Annotated in this window: 19 protein-coding genes; 16 read left to right on the top strand and 3 right to left on the bottom strand. The window is 44.6% G+C overall.

The window, feature by feature from the left end:
* Positions 1-38 precede the first annotated feature (38 nt).
* The 8 genes from ON006_RS06715 to ON006_RS06680 all read left to right on the top strand — a co-directional run bounded on the left by ON006_RS06715 (position 39) and on the right by ON006_RS06680 (position 8028).
* A complete protein-coding gene (locus tag ON006_RS06715; protein ID WP_244819252.1) occupies positions 39-1016 on the top strand; it encodes a glycoside hydrolase family 43 protein in 978 nt (325 codons plus the stop codon).
* Between the two features lie 34 nt (positions 1017-1050).
* Positions 1051-3051, top strand: coding sequence for a T9SS type A sorting domain-containing protein (locus ON006_RS06710; protein ID WP_244819253.1), 2001 nt, complete (start codon positions 1051-1053; stop codon positions 3049-3051).
* A 151-nt stretch (positions 3052-3202) separates the two neighbouring features.
* Positions 3203-4135 (top strand): endonuclease/exonuclease/phosphatase family protein, encoded by a 933-nt coding sequence (locus ON006_RS06705; protein WP_244819254.1) that lies wholly within the window; start codon positions 3203-3205, stop codon positions 4133-4135.
* A gap of 120 nt (positions 4136-4255) precedes the next feature.
* A complete protein-coding gene (locus ON006_RS06700; RefSeq protein WP_374760191.1) occupies positions 4256-5026 on the top strand; it encodes an EcsC family protein in 771 nt (256 codons plus the stop codon).
* Positions 5027-5815, top strand: coding sequence for an MlaE family ABC transporter permease (locus ON006_RS06695; protein ID WP_244819256.1), 789 nt, complete (start codon positions 5027-5029; stop codon positions 5813-5815). It begins immediately after the preceding gene.
* Between the two features lies 1 nt (position 5816).
* Complete coding sequence (locus tag ON006_RS06690; protein ID WP_244819257.1) at positions 5817-6581, top strand: ABC transporter ATP-binding protein; 765 nt, start codon at positions 5817-5819, stop codon at positions 6579-6581.
* 2 nt (positions 6582-6583) lie between these two features.
* Positions 6584-7597, top strand: a complete 1014-nt coding sequence (locus tag ON006_RS06685; protein ID WP_244819258.1) for an MlaD family protein — start codon at positions 6584-6586, stop codon at positions 7595-7597.
* 62 nt (positions 7598-7659) lie between these two features.
* Positions 7660-8028, top strand: coding sequence for an Hpt domain-containing protein (locus tag ON006_RS06680; RefSeq protein WP_244819259.1), 369 nt, complete (start codon positions 7660-7662; stop codon positions 8026-8028).
* A gap of 37 nt (positions 8029-8065) precedes the next feature.
* On the opposite strand, the gene ON006_RS06675 is transcribed toward ON006_RS06680, so the two are convergent.
* Complete coding sequence (locus ON006_RS06675; RefSeq protein WP_244819260.1) at positions 8066-9238, bottom strand: glycosyltransferase family 2 protein; 1173 nt, start codon at positions 9236-9238, stop codon at positions 8066-8068.
* Between the two features lie 3 nt (positions 9239-9241).
* Positions 9242-10159 (bottom strand): glycosyltransferase family 2 protein, encoded by a 918-nt coding sequence (locus ON006_RS06670; RefSeq protein WP_244819261.1) that lies wholly within the window; start codon positions 10157-10159, stop codon positions 9242-9244.
* Between the two features lie 182 nt (positions 10160-10341).
* Here ON006_RS06670 and ON006_RS06665 point away from each other — a divergent pair, with 182 nt between their 5' ends.
* From ON006_RS06665 to ON006_RS06645, 5 genes are read left to right on the top strand one after another with little or no spacing between them, the layout of a single operon-like run.
* Positions 10342-10893, top strand: coding sequence for a hypothetical protein (locus ON006_RS06665; RefSeq protein WP_244819262.1), 552 nt, complete (start codon positions 10342-10344; stop codon positions 10891-10893).
* Entirely contained in the window at positions 10890-12047 is a 1158-nt protein-coding gene (locus ON006_RS06660) for a response regulator (protein WP_244819263.1), read from the top strand. Before ON006_RS06665 ends, ON006_RS06660 begins: the two co-directional genes overlap by 4 nt.
* A 6-nt stretch (positions 12048-12053) precedes the next feature.
* Positions 12054-12392, top strand: a complete 339-nt coding sequence (locus tag ON006_RS06655; protein WP_244819264.1) for an STAS domain-containing protein — start codon at positions 12054-12056, stop codon at positions 12390-12392.
* Between the two features lie 3 nt (positions 12393-12395).
* Positions 12396-12965 (top strand): ATP-binding protein, encoded by a 570-nt coding sequence (locus ON006_RS06650; protein WP_244819265.1) that lies wholly within the window; start codon positions 12396-12398, stop codon positions 12963-12965.
* A gap of 1 nt (position 12966) precedes the next feature.
* Entirely contained in the window at positions 12967-14079 is a 1113-nt protein-coding gene (locus ON006_RS06645; RefSeq protein WP_244819266.1) for an acyltransferase family protein, read from the top strand.
* Between the two features lie 39 nt (positions 14080-14118).
* Here the strand turns inward: ON006_RS06645 and ON006_RS06640 are convergent, their stop codons facing one another.
* A complete protein-coding gene (locus ON006_RS06640; protein ID WP_244819267.1) occupies positions 14119-15459 on the bottom strand; it encodes a lipopolysaccharide biosynthesis protein in 1341 nt (446 codons plus the stop codon).
* 267 nt (positions 15460-15726) lie between these two features.
* Here ON006_RS06640 and ON006_RS06635 point away from each other — a divergent pair, with 267 nt between their 5' ends.
* From ON006_RS06635 to ON006_RS06625, 3 genes are read left to right on the top strand one after another with little or no spacing between them, the layout of a single operon-like run.
* A complete protein-coding gene (locus tag ON006_RS06635; protein ID WP_244819268.1) occupies positions 15727-16599 on the top strand; it encodes a glycosyltransferase family A protein in 873 nt (290 codons plus the stop codon).
* Between the two features lie 4 nt (positions 16600-16603).
* Positions 16604-17377, top strand: coding sequence for a glycosyltransferase family 2 protein (locus tag ON006_RS06630; RefSeq protein WP_244819269.1), 774 nt, complete (start codon positions 16604-16606; stop codon positions 17375-17377).
* Positions 17378-17400: 23 nt separating this feature from the next.
* The gene (locus ON006_RS06625) at positions 17401-18168 is read left to right on the top strand and encodes a glycosyltransferase (RefSeq protein WP_244819270.1); all 768 of its coding nucleotides are present in this window, start codon (positions 17401-17403) and stop codon (positions 18166-18168) included.
* Positions 18169-18196: the final 28 nt, after the last annotated feature.

Raw genomic sequence — 18196 nt, 5'->3', positions numbered from 1 at the left:
TTTACAGAGAGTTACATATCTCTGTTGAAACCCGTCTAATGAAAAAACAACTTTTACTCCTGTCACTTTGCCTTTTTAGTTACTTTTCATTTTCCCAATCGGCTTCCAAAACTTCGGGTAACCCCGTTTTTCCGGGCTGGTATGCTGATCCGGAGGGAATTATCTTTGGCACCCGCTTTTGGATATACCCTACCTACTCTGCGCCCTACAACCAGCAGGTACATATGGATGCATTCTCTTCCAAAGATCTGGTAACCTGGGAAAAGCATAGCAATATCCTCGATACCGCCTCCATCAAATGGGCAAAACGAGCGATGTGGGCACCTTCCATCATCGAAAAAGACAAAAAGTATTATCTGTTCTTCGGAGCCAACGATATACAAAGCGACCAGGAAGCGGGTGGTATCGGGATTGCAGTTTCCGACAAACCGGAGGGGCCATTTAAAGATTACCTCGGCAAACCCCTCATTGATAAATTCCATAACAAAGCGCAGCCGATCGACCAGTTTGTTTTCAAAGACAAAGACGGCCAGTATTATCTATTCTACGGAGGCTGGCGTCACTGCAATGTAGCCAAGCTAAAAAATGACTTCACAGGTTTCATTCCCTTCGAAGATGGCACCATATTTCGTGAAATTACCCCCAAAGGCTACGTAGAAGGTCCATTCATGTTCATCAGAAACGGAAAATACTATTTCATGTGGTCAGAGGGCGGATGGACAGGTCCGGATTATTCAGTAGCCTATGCGATCGCTGATTCTCCTTTCGGACCCTTTGAAAGGGTTGGGAAAATTCTTCAGCAAGACCCCAAAGTGGCCACGGGTGCAGGCCACCATTCTGTCATCCAAATCCCCGGCAAAGATCAATGGTACATTGTCTATCACAGACGTCCGCTTACTGAAACGGATGGTAACCACCGTGAAACCTGCGTGGATGTGATGAGCTTCGATCAGAAAGGGCTGATCAATCCCGTAAAAATTACCCGTGAAGGGGTAAAACCGGTAAGCTTGAAGTAACCGTTCTTAAGTTCAACATTCAAAAAATCAACCCTTGTCAAGGATCATACCCCTGAAAGCAATGCTCTTGCTATTGCTTTTAAACCCGCTCTGCCAGGCGCAGCGGTTTTCGTCCGTTGTCTTCAATAAACTTCCCCAGGATTTTCAGCTCTATCCGCGAAATGCTGAAAACGAAGCAACGGTACCTGTGTCAGGTATTGTTGAAGCGGCCGGCTGGAAATACATTTCCGTGCAGGTTACCCGAAATGACGTGCCGGCTCAATACCAGAAGGCGGACATTCAGTATAACCAAAAGGGATTGGGCGTGTTTGAATTGGAAACAAAGATCAAGGCGGAGCTGGCCAACTACGGATTCAAAGTTTTTGTATCCAGGGGAACAGATTCTGTGTTGATCGTAACCAGGCAGAATGTGGTCAGCGGCGACGTTTATGTCCTTTCCGGTCAGTCAAATTCTACCGGCTTTTTTACAGAGTCCGATACGAGTCTCTTTTGCCGGACATTTGGGAAAATCACCAAAAACCTCAATACCTTTCCCTACGATGCAGCCGATACCTTATGGGTACTTTCCAACCAGAAGGCCTACGACAACGGCGTAGGCACCATGGGTCTTGAAATCCAAAAGCAGCTGGTTCAGAAATCCGGGATACCCAACTGCCTGATCAATGCAGGTTTCCATTGGTCCTCCGCATTTGGCCACGCTCAAAGAACGCCAGGCAATCCAGCCGATCTGAACAATGGGTATGGGAGAATGCTCTACAGGCTGCAAAAGGCAGGTTTGGCGCAGTCCGTGAAAGCGTACATTTTCCGCCAGGGAGAAACAGAGGCTTATCATGAGGGCGGCAACTGGCAGGGCTATTTCGATGTGCTGTACAAAAACCTGAAACTAGACCTTCCCAGCATTCAAAAATTATACGTTTTTCAAATTGATATTATCTACTATCCTTCCCCGGTTGGCGCAGAACTTCGCGATTATCAGAGGCGGCTTGCGGAAATTTATCCTGACATTCAATCTTTGGCCACAGTAGGAACTAAGGGTTTTGATGGCTTGCATTATAGTCGCGAAGGTAACCAGCAAAGCGGTTTTGAGCTTTCCAGAATGATGCTCAAAGATTTGTATGGGTCAAAAGATACGCTCGGCATTTACTCCCCCGGCATTAAAAAAGTATTCTACAAATCCGAAGAAAAGAAGCAACTGGTGCTGGTTTTCGATGAGGGGCAGCAACTTGTTTACCCTGAGCCTCATCTGACCAATCCGCACGTTACGCTCCAAATGAAGGATTTCTTTTATTTAGACGGGGCTTCCGGCGCGGTAAGTTCAGGAAAAGCGGAGGGAAACCGGATAATCTTAGAACTCAATGGTTCACGCCGGGAAAAAAGCATGAACTACCTACCCATGTATTTGGAGAAAGGTGGGCCGTATTATCCATTTAATGGGCCATACATTGCCAATAAGCAGGGAATGCGCGCTTTTACATTTTACAATGTCCCTATTGGAATCGGGTTGTCAATACCCGTGTTAGCCGCTGAGGCCACAACGGACGGAAGCGTGAAGCTGCTATGGGACCAGATTGCGGGCGCTGAGAATTACTTGTTGGAAAGAAAATTGGAAGGAGAAGATGCCTATACGGTCATTGCAATCCTTTCCAGCCCGACGGCACAATATGTTGACGAATCCGCGCTAGTCAGTACCGACATCCATTACAGGTTGAAAGCACTTAATCGGACCGCTGAATCCTCGGACTATTCCTATGCCAAAATCGAAGCTCCGATCGTTTTGGGGATAGAAGATAAAGGGTCTTTTTTCTCCGTTTATCCCAACCCAGTGTTAAAAAATCAGCCCGTCACCATTAAGTTCAACCAGGTTGTCAATGGAAGGATCTCTGTCTTTAATGCGACCGGGCAATATGTGTCTGGTAAGAATGTAAATCATGAAAAGGAAGTAAAATTGTCTGTACCCGATAAAAACTCGGGCTACCATTTTATCAGGTTTGACTCGGAAGGTCAGGTTTGGAATAAGAAAATATTACTACCTTAACCGCCATAAAGCCATTTCCGAAATGCATTCATTCAAAATAGTTTTAGAGGTCTCAGGCGGATTAATCATTCTTTTTTCCTTAATTCCACTGATTAGGAACGACTTCTGGGCTTTTCGTGTCTTTGAATACCCCAGGCTGCAAAAGTTGTTTTTGAACCTGCTGATTATCATCCTTTTTCTTTGCCTATACAACATTTCATCCGGTTTTGATTTCATTTTTACTGCCTTCGCGTCCTTGAATGCTTGCTATCTGATCTACCAGATATTTCCATTCACTTTTTTTGCAAAGAAGAGCATGTTGAAAGTGACTCAGATCAATGAGATGAACGGTATCAGCATGATCTCTTCCAATGTATTTCAGGACAATAAAAATACCGCGGGATGCATGAAAGTGCTAAAAAAATACAATCCCGACCTGATTTTACTACTGGAAGCTGACGAATCATGGGATGAGGGAACAAAGAAGCTGGCTAAGGATTATCCTTACAATGTGCTGGTCCCAATTGATAATACCTATGGAATGTTGCTTTACTCGAAACTGAAACTGGTCGATCCGGTGGTCAGGTATCTGGTCGACAAGGAGATCCCATCCATTAAAACAAAGGTAGAACTACGCTCGGGGAAAATCATTCAGTTATACTGCGTGCATCCCACTCCACCTGTTCCTGGGGAAAACATGTATTCGACCGAGCGCGATAAAGAACTGTTACTGGTTGCCAGGGAGGTAAAGGAGAACAATGTCCCCACTATTGTCGTTGGGGACCTTAATGATGTGGCCTGGTCCTATACTACTAATCTGTTTACGCAAATCAGTGGTTTGCTGGATCCAAGAAAAGGACGCGGATTTTTTAATACATTTCACGCCAAATACCCGTTCCTGAGATTTCCCCTTGATCATGTATTTTGCTCAACAGATTTCAAGTTGATCAGCTTGAAGCGGCTGGAGAACTTTTCGTCGGATCATTTTCCTATTTTAATTTCCTTACAATACGAGCGGACTGCTGATAGTGAACAGGAAGAGCCTGTGGCCGATCAGCAGGAAATCGAACTTGCCAAAGAAAAAATCGCAAAAGACACCAATTGATTTGCTGAGAAATGCATTCTCATTCTGACTTTTGGCGGGTTGGAATGATTTTTGCTACTTACAATCCGAATATCTGCCGTACCGGTTCCTCATTCTATCTGATTTAGCCATTGATCCAATATGCATAACATGACATATGAAGAAAAGATACAACCTGAACTAAACAAATGGCAGCGCAGAATGCAGAAGCGGCCCAATTTTGTTGACAGGACTTCGAAAACTTTTCAGGATAAAATCAATAATATCATTCCCGACAAAGTGCATCAGGTGATTACCGCGACCATTAAGCAAATGACCCGTGGTGTGCTCACCGGTGCAGAATTTACTACCTCAGCTCCATTGCAGACCAATAGTTTGGAAGAAATAGAGATTGCGGTAAAGAAGAAAATCGAATTTTATAAAAAGGCAGGGGCGGCGGAAGGCGGTATTACCGGCGCAGGGGGATTTTGGCTTGCACTGGCCGAATTCCCGATTCTGATTGGGATCAAAATGAAACTCCTGTTTGAAATCGCGGCGCTCTACGGTCGGCCGGTAGATGACTACCGGGAGCGGTTATTCATTCTGCATATTTTCCAACTAGCCTTTTCAAGCCAAAAGCAAAGACAAAAGGTATTTGAACAAATGACCCTGTGGCACGTCAAAAGTGCTGACCTGCCCCAGGATATCCACCAGTTTGACTGGAAAACATTTCAGCAGGAGTATCGCGACTATATTGACCTGGCAAAAATGGCGCAGCTTATTCCCGGAATCGGGGCGGCTGTGGGTCTGATCGTCAATTACAGATTGCTAGACAAGCTTGGTAAAACAGCGATGAATGCTTATAGGATGCGTTGGTTTGAAGAAAAGTATATCAACAACAGTTACTCAAAGATCACCTTGGAAAACAATTGAATGAGCGCTTCTAAAAAGGGACATGTATATACAAAAGGACTAGATTCCGCCTTTCTGGCAGTTTACAATGGTTACGTTTTCTTCCTGCGTTTTTTCAGGGAAGTCTTTAAGGGCAGAATGGAATTTCAGGAAATGATCAAGCAATGTTATGCGATTGGCAACAAATCATTGCTGCTGATCAGTTTGACAGGTTTCATCACCGGAATGGTTTTCACCAAACAGTCCCGGCCTTCGCTGGCAGAATTCGGTGCTACCTCCTGGCTGCCTTCTCTGGTAGCCATCGCCATTGTCAGAGCGCTCGCTGCATTGGTGACTGCATTGATCAGCGCAGGTAAAATCGGGTCGAGCATCGGTGCCGAGCTGGGCTCAATGCGTGTTACCGAGCAAATTGATGCGATGGAAGTGTCGGCGGTGAACCCCTTCAAGTTTCTGGTGGTCACCCGCGTACTGGCATCCACCATTACCATCCCCATTCTGATGTTCTATTGTACGCTCGTAAGTTTGTTGGGTGCTTTCTTGAACGTTACCCTCAACGAGGGCACGAGTTTCATTGCATTTTTTGAAAATGCGTTTGAACAGATCACCTTTCTCGATATCGGGACTTCCGTGGCCAAAGCCGTCGCCTACGGCTTTACCATCGGGATAGTGGGATGTTACCAGGGATACAATGCCAGCAAGGGTACCGAGGGTGTGGGTAAGGCTGCAAACTCTGCGGTCGTGATTTCAATGTTCCTCATTTTTATTGAGGAAGTAATAATTGTTCAGGTTTCGAATTATTTCAGAGGATAAAATGGAAGATAGTACCACGCTTGATAAGGCGGTTATCGAAATCAAAGATCTTTACAAATCTTTTGGTGATCTCCACGTGCTATGCGGAGTGGATCTCCAATTGAACAAAGGTGAAAATGTAGTGGTACTCGGACGATCGGGGACAGGGAAATCGGTATTGATCAAAATCATTGCAGGTTTGCTCAAACAGGACAGAGGAAGCTGCATCGTGCTGGGCGAGGAAGTGTCCACACTCAATGAGAAAGAACTGAGAAATCTTCGCTTGAAAATCGGCTTCTCCTTTCAGAACAGTGCATTATACGATAGTATGACCGTGCGCGAAAACCTGGAATTTCCATTAGTCCGAAACGTGGCCAATCTCACGCGGGCCGATATTAACGAGCAGGTAGAGTCGGTACTCGATGCAGTTGGATTGCTGCAAACGATCAATCAGGTGCCATCCGAGCTCTCAGGAGGGCAACGTAAGCGGATCGGCATTGCGCGGACCCTGATTCTCAAACCTGAAATAATGCTTTATGATGAACCCACAGCCGGTCTGGACCCCATCACCTGCCTGGAAATCAATGAGCTGATCAACGAGGTTAAAGAAAAATACCATACAAGTTCTATCATCATCACACACGACCTTACCTGCGCCAGAGCAACCGGTGACCGCATTGCGATGCTACTGGATGGAAAATTTCTCAAACAAGGAACATTTGAAGAGGTATTCGATACCGACGAAGAAAGAATCAAAAGTTTTTACGATTATAATTTTATTCAATAATAATGGAAACATCAACAAGAAAACGCTCCATCACCGTCGGTCTGTTTGTCCTCATCGGCATTATCATTTTCGTGGTAGGCATTCTGACGATCGGTAGCATGAAAAAAGTTTTTTCTTCCACCATAACGGTCAAAACCATCTTTGATGACGTCAACGGCTTGAAACCGGGTAACAATATCTGGTACTCAGGTGTTAAGATCGGAACGGTAAAAACCATCCGTTTCCTGGAAAACTCCCGCGTGGAGGTGATGCTCAACATTGAGGAGAAATCACAGGAATTCATCCGCAAAAATGCGAAAGCAAAAGTGAGCACCGACGGATTGATCGGCAATAAGATCATTGTTCTTTACGGTGGTACCCAGAAAGTACCATCCATCGAAGACGGCGACGAGCTGGTTGTTGAAAAAATAGAAAGTACGGAGGAAATGCTGGCTGTGCTTTCCGAAAATAACAAGAACCTGCTGGGCATAACCAGCGCTTTTAAAACGATCAGTAAAAATATCCTCGCCGGGAAAGGAACTGTGGGTATGCTACTCAATGATGAGAGGCTCTACAATGACGTGGACCAGACGTTAGCGGCACTCAAAAAAGCCTCTGTGAACGCTCAGACATTGACTTCTTCATTATCAGACTTCACAGACAAGCTCAATCAGAAAGGCGGCCTTGCCAATGATTTCGCGACTGATACTGTGATTATGAGCGACTTGCGAAGCACAATTAGCAAATTAAATGAAACCGTTTCCTCGGCCAATGTCATGGTCGGTAACCTTAAAACAGCCAGCGCTGACCTAAACTCGAATACAACCAGTCCACTGGGTGTGATGCTGCATGACGAAGGCACTGCCGCCAACCTGAAAAGTACATTAAAGAACCTGGAAAGCACGACAGAAAAACTCGACGAAAACATGACCGCGTTGAGGTCAAATTTCCTTTTCAGAAGGTATTTCAAAAGAAAAGCAAAAGAGGAGGCAAAAGAACCTTCTAAAGATGAAGTAAAAGAACAGGTAAACCAATAAATTCATAGTTTTGCAAACCCACTAACCTTTTCGGCGCTTGAAAAACTTTAACTGAATTCTTGATGGCTCTACAACTTAACCCTGCTCTTGATATTGCATACATTGATCAAGTATACGGAGATGATCCAGTTATTCTTTACATGATTTTCGATGCTTTCCTGAGCGATTCTGTGCCACGCTGGCACGCATTGCACCAAGCCCTTGACAATGAAGATATGAAGGAATCTGCCAGCATCGTGCACGGCCTCAAACCTTCTTTTACCATGACCGGCCTTACTGATATACGCCCCAAAGTAGAACTGTTGGAAAAAGCCATCAAAGAAAACAACCCGGTAGAAGCATTGCTGACCATGTATAAAGCCATTTCCGAAGAGCTCAATTCCATGATCCCAATACTGGAACAGGAATCGGAGCGATTGAAATTACTCTGAAATTGTTATTGTAAAATAGTTCAGCGCGTGGTGTAAACTACGCGCTCTTTCTTTTGGCCTTGTCCCAGGCTGCGCTCTGACTGCCTTGGATATACCGCCTTATGCCGGCCAAAACAGCATAATTCATCATACAGAAGTAATAAGGGACAAACAATGCTTTTACTTTGATCTTTCTTCTTTCCAGTGCCCAGCCTGCGAAGGAAAGCGAGTAAAAAAGGACCTGCGCAAAAAGGATGAGCTGGTAAAGCCAGCTTCCTCCTTGTAGCACGATCACAAAGTTGAGAATCAGCGCCAGGATCATCAGGAAAGGTGTGACCGTCCAGCGCAGTACCCGGTGACTGATATACTGGAAAGACAATATTGGGTAGTGAAACGGATTGAGCAGCTTTTTCAGTCTTAAAATAGACTGTATCCCGCCGGCCGCGATACGTACTTTCCTTTTAAGCTCCTCCTGAATGTTCTCTGACGAAAGCTCGGAAGCATAAGCCTCGGGCTCATAAATGATGCGGTATCCCTGCTGGGCAATGCGCATGGAAATCATAAAATCGTCCAGGATCGTGTCTGGTTCCACCGAAGTATAAACCGCATGCCGCACACTGAACAACTCGCCGGCTGCGCCCACCACAGAATACAATTCGGAATCCCATTTTTTCAGTGTTGACTCATACTTCCAATAAAATCCCTCTCCGGCCGTTGCATCGGATACCGCATCCTGCATAACCCGTTTTTCACCGGACACCGCCCCTACTGTCGGATCAGCGTAGTGACGTGCGATGAGTAGCAGCGCATCCTTGTTCAAAAAAGTATTTGCGTCTGTGTAAACAACCACCTCACTGTCGACCTCATACATGGCACGGTGCATGGCCAGAATTTTCCCGCTCCTCTCCGGCTTGTGCATCAGCTTGATCTGGCTGTAAGTGCTGATCAGGTCGGGGGTGCGATCGGTGGAGCCGTCGGTGACGAAGATTAGTTTTAACTTTTCTTTTGGATAGGAAAGGCCAAGCGTATTTGCAATTTTTTCCTCGATGATGCTTTCCTCATTATATGCCGCAATGATCAGCGTTAATGTAGGAAAATCCTGATCAAGACCGGGCGCTATGCGTTTTCCCTTGAAAATCCTTCGAATGCCTACAAGCGCATACAGTAAAATACCGTAGCCGAGGAATGTGTAGAATACGATGAATAAACTGAGCCAGAAGAGTATTTCCATAAATTAACGGGTGAGGGGAAAGCCCAGGTTATCGCTGTCGGCTTTGTTGGTAAAATGCCAGGTAATGGCTTTGATGAAAACAGCAATGAAACTAAACTCCTTGTTTTTTATATAATGTATCAGGTTTCGAGGAACTACTGTCGCCAGGAAATAACAGCAAAATATGAAGAAAGTAGGCCCAGGGGCATTTTTACGGATAAACAATATCCTGTTGCGGTTCATAAAAAATTCTTTCAACGCCGTGCGCTTTCCTACTGAAACGGACTCTTTGTGGTATATCAATGCCGAAAGATCTACGTGAATTTCATAGCCCGCTTTTCTGATCCGCTCGCACCAGTCCAGTTCTTCATAATATAGAAAATAGTTTTCTGCCATACCGCCGGCTTTCTCCAAGGCTTGCCGCCTAACCATCATCGCCGCTCCGTGAACATAACCAGTGACGCCGCTTAACGAGTCGTACTGGCCCTTATCCTCCTCAAACTGCCCGATACAGGCATTTCGCGCCGTATAATAATTCATGGGTGTGTACCCTGTGTATTGGAGCATACCCGGATGATCGAAATAATGGATTTTCGGCGATATCAGACCGATCTTCGGGTTTGCCTCCATGGTATTGACGAGCCTGGTTATCAGGTCAGCCGTTACTTCGGTGTCGTTATTGATCAGAAACAAATACTCACCCGTCGCTTCCCTGATACCAATGTTGTTACCGCCCGCAAAGCCAGTGTTTACCTCAGACCTGACAAACTTTATATCCTTATACGTGCGCTGCCAATTGGGAACAGGGTTCACCTTGCTTGCATTGTCAACGACTATTATTTCCAGATCGGGATAAGTATTAACCACTTCCAGTGATTTGAGCAAATCCTCTGTAACCTGAGGCTGGTTAAAATTCACAGTAACAATGGAGACGCTCTTCATACAAAATGAGAAACCGGGCTGTTCTGAATTGGGGAAAAATTTTTATTGATTTGTAGAACTATTTCAAATTTAACAATAAAAATATAGCTTTAACCAAAATGTGCCGCGAGCCAGCGGATTTTGTCGATAAGACCTGGCAAATGCTGTTTTAGCTAAACAAAATCTAATCAATTATTGACAAAGTGAAAATACCTAGGCTGCGGGATATCAAAAAAGTTGCGGAAGAAACCGAAAGTTACGTTTCCCAACCGACATCGGATTACACCCTACTTGATTCCAAGATAAAGGAACTAGTGCAGGTAATTGAGCAGACCAATGTAGACATCGATCATTCCAGGGCCTGTGAGCAGCGCATTGCAGACGCATTTAAACGATCCGCAATTACCCAGAAGCAGATTGCACCTTTTCAGGCACTCGATCAGGATAATAATCTATCTCGCGAGGAGCTGCTGGAAGGGCTTGAAAAATTGCTGGCAGAAAACAAAATAGACAGTAAAATGGCAAACAGGTTGCCCCGGCGCCATTTTTTGCAAAAGGGGGTTTTATTTTTGTTAGCCGTTTTGCTTATTGTTTTCGGCTTTGCCATGATCATTATGCCAGCGCCGCCCGACTTTGAGATCTTAACTGTTTTTTATTTTAATGCAAATGACGGTGTTACCGTAATGGATCTGGTTTCATTACTGATTATTTTTGGGGGAGTACTTCTGTTCGTGTTAAATTTCAACAAGAAATGATCAGTTTTCCCAACCCTCCCACCACCGTTAAAAAGATCCTTCTGGTAGAAGATAACCTTTTGTTTCGCAAGGTTATCGAAGCCTCCCTATTGAAAGCCGGCTACAATTGCGTGTTGTGCGAATCAGCCACAGAAGCCCTCGAGCTGCTACTGGTCGAAACCCCCGATCTGATTTTATCCGACTATGACATGCCGGAAATGAATGGCTTTGATTTTAGGCAGGCGGTTTTGCTAAATCCCAACGTCCGCGACATTCCATTCGTTTTCCTTACTTCGTTCACCGACAATTCGCTGGTGCTGGAAGGGCTCAGCATGTATGCGCTGGATTTTATCAATAAGGAAACACCTATCCCAGTGATCATTTCCAAGCTGAACAATATCATCACCTCTCTTCAAAATGAACATGTCAGATCGGTTCGCGAGCTAAAAATTGCTGCCGAAACACTTAATGTCAAGTCGATACCGATAAAGGCCCCAAAAGTGGCCGGTTACAGGATATACTTCTGGCACAGGGGATACCGGGGCTATCCCGGAGGGGATTTCATCGATTTTGTGCATGCCGACAGCCGCTTTTCTTTTGCTTTTTTGGGCGATATCATGGGCAAGAAATGGCAGGCATGGTTTTTCACATTCGGTTTTTTGAGCTATATCCGGGCTGCGATCCGGTTTTGCGTGCTGGACAACGATTTTAACCTTGACGTGATCGTCCAGAAAATCAATAAGCTCATTTACCTCGATGAAGGCCTTCAGAATATTTTATCCAGCCTCTCGCTTCTGCTGCTGGACAGCGAAACAGGCGAAGTTCATTACACAGGTGCAGGCGATCTGCCCCTGATCAGCTACAAGTCTGGCGACCGGCAAGTGACAACCATACAGTCTTCGGGATTGCTACTGGGCCTTCTCGAAGATGGCTTTTACGACAAACAGATCATCGGAATGAAGCCGGGGGACCAGCTTGCCATTTTTACCGATGGCATGATTGATATCCCATCCAATGGTTCGAAAAAAAGCGATTATCCGTTCTTTGTCGAGAAAATAAGTCCATACTTGGGCGAGCCGGAAAGTTTTGAGCAGATCACTTCACAAGTCCTGGAAAGGATCGATGATAATAATCAAATGGACGACGCCAGTATCATTTTTATAGAAAAACAATAATCCCCAATGATTTTACAAGTCACCCAAATTCACCGCGTTATACAAGCCACCATTTTACCGGAAGAGGCCAGTCTGACAAATGCCGAGTTATTCAAGGAGGAAATGATAAGCCTGATCGCCAACGGTGCCAGGCTGGTAATAGTAAGTTTCGAAAATGTGAATTATATCGACAGCTCTTTTCTGGGGAGTTTGGTGGTGGCATTAAAATATGCTATGCCTCGCAACGTCGATATCTATCTTGTCTCTCTTAAACCGGACGTCAAAAACCTGCTGACACTGATCAGGATGGATAAGGTCTTTAAAATGTTTAAAGACTATGAACAGGCGATGGAATCAGTAAAGTAGCTTATGAAGGAGGATTCAGACGAGATCAATATAGTTTTTAGATGTCACCGGGAGGCAATTCCCGGCACGTTGAATGTATGCCTGGACCAGATCAGAAAAAACACAGAATCCCATTTAATTGACGAATCTGTTTTATCGAGGATCAAATGGGTAATTACCGAGTTGCTGACCAATGCGGTCAAGCATTCAGGGCAGGACGAGTCAGCGCTGAAAATCAAGATCAGCAGATCTGAGCTGGTACTCGAAAAAGCGGACTCAGGAAAGCCGCTCATACTGACAGGGCAGAATAATGGAAAAATCAGCTGGCCATTGGAAAACCTCTCCCCTCCTATTGATTTCCCAATTTACCACAACGGGATGGACTCTTTGTGTGTCAGAACCGATCAAAATGGTAAAGCAGTTTTTTTTATTGAAAAAATGGCCGGTATGGAAATGCCGGGGCTGCTGACAGATACCAGCGAGCATTTTGGTCTGTTGATCATGACCAAGGCATCCGATGAATTCACCTACGAATACGATCCGCTGAACAAGGTAAACCGCTTTGCGTGCCTGTTCAATCTCAACAGCAAATAGTATGAAACACAGATTTGAAGTTTTAGATATTTTTCGTGGGTTATTCGCCTCTCTGGTCTTTATATTTCACCTGGCGCCTTTTTCGGACACACCAATATTGAATAATCAGTTTATTGAGAACTGCGATATGTTCGTAGATTTTTTCTTTGTCCTCAGCGGCTTTGTAATTGCCTACAGTTATCAGTTCCTCTCTGATGGCCCTCAGCTTAAACTGTTTCTGACTAAGAGAATTTACCGTGTTTATCCTCTTCATTTGGTGATGCTGCTGGCATTTGTTGGAATGGAAATTGCCAAAAATCTGCTTAGTCCCTACATTCAGGTTAACAATCTGGTGAATCCAGCCAATAACATTTATACATTTTTCAGCTCGTTATTTCTTCTCAACTCAACACCTTTTCCTGGCGTGGCTGACGTAAGCTGGAATATTCCCAGCTGGTCTATCAGCGCTGAAATGATTGCATACATTGTGTTTGGGACGCTTGTAGTCTTCATCCATTCATCGGGCCAATTCGCCCGTAAAAACGTCTTTTACGCACTGGTTATCATTATTTCACTAGCCGGGCTTTGGCAGGTATCCACCAATTTTCAGATCAATTACAGTTTCAACTACGGATTTCTCAGAGGAATTATGGGCTTTTTTACGGGCGTGACCTGCTTTAATCTGTTTGACAATACACACCAAACCCTTAGGACATGGCCGCCGGTCATTTTTTCGATTGCAGAGGTCATTACGCTCTCATTAATCATACTTTGTATTTATGAAGGTCAGATCATGAAACCTTGGGGGGCGGTATTTGAGATCTTATTTTTTGCCTGTATTTATACTTTTTCCTTTGAAAAAGGCATTGTATCAACAGGATTGAAAAGCATCAGACTCTTTCATCAGTTGGGAAAATATTCCTACTCTATCTATATGACACACGCGTTGATGATCAGTCTATTTAATGTGCTTTTCATTCGGCTGCTCAAATTTCAGCCGCAAGATTATTCCTACCTGGTCATTTTAAACTTTGCATTGATCTATTTTGTATCGGCTTGGACTTATAAGAACATTGAAATGCGCTTTCAATATAAGTCCAAGCGCAAACCTGCTCAGGAAGAAGTTGGAAAATAGTGTCAGGCTACTTGCATTGGTTTTGAAAAGACCGCTACCTTATTTGACGGCCAGTTTGAGCCAGTAAGTTTTCACCAGGCCAACAGCCTCGGTATACCCCGTAGCAAATACACTGAATAGGCTGAAAGGCTGAAAACGGTTGAGTCCCCAATAGCCAATACTCACGCCAATCAATGTCGGGAAAACACCTGCGACGGCCACCCCATACACATTGCCAATGAGGTAAATGCCTAAAAAGGAGGCCGAAACACTACCCGCAAGCATTAGAAGCACTTTTATAAAATTGATCTTGGGTTGATGGATCACGTCCAGGGTAAGTGCAAAAAAGCGGTCGAGCGGGTAGAGCAATGCGAATGTCATAAAAAGCCGCATAATATTAGCCGCCTCTGAATCAACATATTTGCTACCACCGATGATATTAATGGCGACATCCGCTAAGAGCACCGCGCCTATACAGGCAGGTAACAAGGCTACGGTGATGAGCCCGGTATAGCGTTTCATGGTCATGATCACTTTCTCCCGATTACCTTCGTTATAGGCGGCCGAAAGCTCGGGCATACCCGTAGCGGCAAAGCTACGGAGGGGGATTTCTATGACCTCCATCAACCTTTGCCCTAAATTAAAAACGGCCAATGCTTCCGGTCCCAGCATGAAATTGATGATCATGTTGTTGGAAGTTCCAAAAAGATTCGAACTGAGCGTAGTACCAACGCTATATTTTCCAAAATGAAATATCTCAGCGATACAGTATCGCGTCCTGTTCTTAAAATCAGACAGCCTGGCCCAGCCCATTACAACGGTAAAAACGCTAGTCATCGCCGCTCCCCCAAGGTAGGCGTAAATAATATTTTGCAGGTTGGCCGTTTTGGTGACCGCCATGATGATCACAAACAGTATAAAAACACCTTGACTTAAAAAACGGATGCATAACAACTGATCGAACCTTTGCTCAGCCTGCACTACGCATGAGGCGATAAAATAAGGCAGTGAAGCCACATAGATCACTCCAAACCATTCCAGAAAAAGGATCAGCGACGGATTTTTGAAATACGAAGAGCATAAAAAAGCCGGAATGTTGATCAGCAGCAGAATGGCGGTGATGGAGCCTCCGATAAACCAGGCCGAACCCACGACCTCGGCCTTTCTGCCTTCCTGGGCACCCGCGTAAAATTTGATGAAAGCCGTCGTCAGAAAACCAGACCGGAATGTATCCACCAAGAGCAGGATCGAAAGAAAGAACACCCACATTCCAATGCTTGCGACCGGCAGTGCGCGGTACAGGATAATCATGTTCAACATGCCTAAAACAGACATGATACCATTTCCGGCGAGTGAAAGAAAATGTTTGTTTCTTAACTTTTGTAAAAGTTGAAATGCCATTTATTTACAGAGTCAGAAAGTGAGCCGGGGTTTGATGAGCTTACGCAAATATGTCATTTTTTAATTAGATTTTATCTCAGGCACGAATTATTTCCAGCGATTATTTAACTAATTTGCCCAAACATCCTGCAGTCAGATCGTTAGAACTAATATTACATTTTTTTGTGCAAACCCGGATTAAAGTTTTAACTTTCCTCCAAGGCTCTGCACTCATCAACGGGAAAACATTAATTTGAAAGCTTATTGGAACCACTTTATTATTAAGACATGAGTTTATTTGGTTTGCCGAAATGGATTTTACCCCATTTATTTACCAACAAGCGGTTTCAGGATCTCACAGGCGAAGAAATTGATCATCTTAAATTGAATATCAGTCGTTTCAGGGACGAAAACCCCGATATCTCGGTGGTGATTCCTGCCTGGAATGAAGAAAATAACATTTATAGAACGCTCTCGTCGCTGTCTGCCAGCAACAGCAAATACAAAGTTGAAATAATTGTGATCAACAATAATTCAACGGACGGGACCCAAAATGTGCTCGATACATTGGGTGTGCGCAACTACCTGCAAACCGTTCAGGGAACACCTTTTGCCCGGCAAATGGGCCTTGAATTAGCCAGGGGAAAATACCATCTCTGCGCGGATTCCGACACTTTTTACCCCCCCGACTGGATGGACCTGATGGTAGCACCGATGGTGAAGGATTCAGGCATTACCGGGGTGTACGGCAATTATGCATTTATTCCACCGGATAGTCAAGGCCGCCTCGGACTCTGGCTTTACGAAAAGTTTGCCGGAATCATGATCAGAATCAGAAAGAAAAACAGGGAGTATCTCAATGTATACGGTTTCAATATGGGGTTTGTAACCGAAATTGGCCGTAGTACCGGAGGATTCAAAGTAAACGGCGCCCGCGTTTATGCCAATATTGTAGGAAGCGACTTTCAAAATGAAGCGGAAGACGGTCGAATGGCCCTGAACCTGAAAAAAGCGGGCAGCCTGAAAATGGTGACTGATTCCAAAGCCACCGTGTTTACATCCCCGCGTAGGCTGCTCGACGACGGCAGCATTGCTAATGCGTTTTTCAACCGGGCCAAACGACAATTGAAAGGAATGCGTGATTATCTCTCCATGTTTTGACCCTATGCATATTTTTCAGGACACGACACTGCTGATTACCCATTACAACCGAAGCGAATCTCTGGAACGTCTTTTGAACAGTTTTGAAGATCTTAATTGCCGGTTTGGAGACATTGTGGTTTCCGATGATGGAAGCAAACCAGAGCACCTTACCAAGGTGAAATCCCTTAAAAACAGGTTTAACTTCACACTTGTTACTACGCCGGTCAACAAAGGCCTCGGCAATAATATCAACAAGGGCCAGGATGCGGTCAAGACGCCGTACACTTTATATGTACAGGAAGATTTCCAACCGTCTGATCTCTTTCCGGAACACTTCGAGGATGCGCTCGGGTTTATGCGGGCCGATCACAAATGGGACATTGTCAGGTTTTACGCCTACTTTGCCTACCCCACCCTGAAACCTTTTCAAAAGGGGTTTTCCGAAATGGTATATTCGTTCTGGGACATGAACCATCTCAAATTTTACTATTACAGCGACCATCCGCATTTGAGGCGTAGCAGCTTTTTGGAGAAATTCGGAAGGTACCCCGAAGGAATTAAAGGCGATCTGACAGAATACAAAATGGCCGTAAGTTTTTTACAAAAAAAAGGTAAGGGGTTGTTTTTCAACGATTTTACAAAAATTTTCTACCAGAAAAACTCCTCTAACGAGCCGAGTACAATGGTAAGAGCCGACTGGAAACTCAGTGAAAACCCGCTGGTCAAACTAGCCCGCGTTGGCTACCTCCGTTACCGGTGGTTAAAGAATACACTCGACCTTGTGTTCATGAAATAAACCCGGGTGCATTGACTTAACCTATGAAAAAGGAACATTTCTTTAAAGGCGTGACATTGCTGGTCACCCATTACAACAGGAGCCAATCCCTGGAACAACTCTTAAAGTCATTTATCGATCTGGACTGCAGATTCGAAGATATCGTCGTTTCCGATGATGGCAGCAAACCCGAGCATATTGACTATCTTCAGTTATTGCAGAAGCAGTTTGATTTCCGGCTGCTCACAACTCCCAAAAACAAAGGATTGGGCAATAACATTAACAAGGGCCAGGATGCAGTCCAGACTCCGCTTACTTTATATGTACAGGAGGATTTTACACCTGCCGCCATTTTCCCCGAGCGTTTTGAGCATGCAGTGAGGCTGATCAATTCAAGGCCAGAGATTGACATGGTCCGCTTTTATGCCTATTTCGAATATCCGTACCTGAAAAACCCTGACCAGGGATACTATGATATGGTATTTAATTTGTGGAGGCCAGGTTATCGTAAGTTCTACATGTACAGCGATCACCCGCATCTGCGGCGCAACAACTTCTTTGCAAAATTCGGAAGGTATATTGAGGGTCAGAAAGGTGATTTTACCGAGTACAGTATGATGATGTCGTTTCTTAAAAAGAATGGAAAAGCGCTTTTTTATAGGGATTTTCAAAATTTGTTTACACAAAAAAATTCCGAAGCCGAGCCTAGCACAATGAAAAGGGAGAGCTGGCGGGAAAGCGACAATTTTTTTCTTTCACAATTAAGGCACCTATACCGGCATTTAAAATTTAACTTTGATTATCTGATCTGAAACCCTGGTTACGGCTTTTAGGATCTGG

Source organism: Dyadobacter pollutisoli, from assembly GCF_026625565.1.
Lineage (GTDB): Bacteria > Bacteroidota > Bacteroidia > Cytophagales > Spirosomataceae > Dyadobacter > Dyadobacter pollutisoli.
Note: the sequence above shows the minus strand (reverse complement) of the source record. Positions and strands in the feature narration are given on the sequence as shown.

Coding starts and splice junctions, on each gene's coding strand:
- ON006_RS06690 (WP_244819257.1), top strand. CDS start 5,817: ATGGAAGATAGTACCACGCTTGATAAGGCGGTTATCGAAATCAAAGAT.
- ON006_RS06660 (WP_244819263.1), top strand. CDS start 10,890: ATGATCAGTTTTCCCAACCCTCCCACCACCGTTAAAAAGATCCTTCTG.
- ON006_RS06625 (WP_244819270.1), top strand. CDS start 17,401: ATGAAAAAGGAACATTTCTTTAAAGGCGTGACATTGCTGGTCACCCAT.
- ON006_RS06700 (WP_374760191.1), top strand. CDS start 4,256: ATGCATAACATGACATATGAAGAAAAGATACAACCTGAACTAAACAAA.
- ON006_RS06640 (WP_244819267.1), bottom strand. CDS start 15,459: ATGGCATTTCAACTTTTACAAAAGTTAAGAAACAAACATTTTCTTTCA.
- ON006_RS06650 (WP_244819265.1), top strand. CDS start 12,396: ATGAAGGAGGATTCAGACGAGATCAATATAGTTTTTAGATGTCACCGG.
- ON006_RS06680 (WP_244819259.1), top strand. CDS start 7,660: ATGGCTCTACAACTTAACCCTGCTCTTGATATTGCATACATTGATCAA.
- ON006_RS06645 (WP_244819266.1), top strand. CDS start 12,967: ATGAAACACAGATTTGAAGTTTTAGATATTTTTCGTGGGTTATTCGCC.
- ON006_RS06655 (WP_244819264.1), top strand. CDS start 12,054: ATGATTTTACAAGTCACCCAAATTCACCGCGTTATACAAGCCACCATT.
- ON006_RS06715 (WP_244819252.1), top strand. CDS start 39: ATGAAAAAACAACTTTTACTCCTGTCACTTTGCCTTTTTAGTTACTTT.
- ON006_RS06695 (WP_244819256.1), top strand. CDS start 5,027: ATGAGCGCTTCTAAAAAGGGACATGTATATACAAAAGGACTAGATTCC.
- ON006_RS06635 (WP_244819268.1), top strand. CDS start 15,727: ATGAGTTTATTTGGTTTGCCGAAATGGATTTTACCCCATTTATTTACC.
- ON006_RS06630 (WP_244819269.1), top strand. CDS start 16,604: ATGCATATTTTTCAGGACACGACACTGCTGATTACCCATTACAACCGA.
- ON006_RS06675 (WP_244819260.1), bottom strand. CDS start 9,238: ATGGAAATACTCTTCTGGCTCAGTTTATTCATCGTATTCTACACATTC.
- ON006_RS06670 (WP_244819261.1), bottom strand. CDS start 10,159: ATGAAGAGCGTCTCCATTGTTACTGTGAATTTTAACCAGCCTCAGGTT.
- ON006_RS06685 (WP_244819258.1), top strand. CDS start 6,584: ATGGAAACATCAACAAGAAAACGCTCCATCACCGTCGGTCTGTTTGTC.